Below are 412 nucleotides of genomic sequence, written 5' to 3'. Positions count from 1 at the left end.
TCTGGAAGTGGAAAACCACGACGAGAAAGGCTTCCTGTGGAACCTGCGCTACCCGCTGGCCGACGGCGCCAAGACCGCTGAAGGCAACGACTACCTGATCGTCGCCACCACCCGTCCGGAAACTATGCTCGGCGACTCCGCCGTCGCGGTGAACCCTGAAGACGAGCGCTACAAGGCCCTGATCGGCAAGTTCGTCGAACTGCCCCTGGTCGGCCGTCGCATCCCGATCATCGCCGACGATTACTGCGACCCCGAATTCGGCACCGGCTGCGTGAAGATCACCCCGGCCCACGACTTCAACGACTATGAAGTCGGCAAGCGCCACAACCTGCCGCTGCTCAACATCTTCGACAAGAACGCCGCCGTACTGCCGGCCTGCCAGGTGTTCAACCTGGACGGCAGCCTGAACGAC

1 pseudogene is annotated in these 412 nt (G+C 62.6%); it reads left to right on the top strand.

From position 1 onward, the window contains the following. A pseudogene (locus BLX41_RS36525) lies at nucleotides 1-412 on the top strand (class I tRNA ligase family protein); the annotation flags it as partial.

It is taken from the genome of Pseudomonas protegens, assembly GCF_003732485.1.
Lineage (GTDB): Bacteria > Pseudomonadota > Gammaproteobacteria > Pseudomonadales > Pseudomonadaceae > Aquipseudomonas > Aquipseudomonas protegens_B.
The sequence above is the reverse complement of the archived record's forward strand: the minus strand, read 5'-3'. Positions and strand labels throughout refer to the sequence as shown.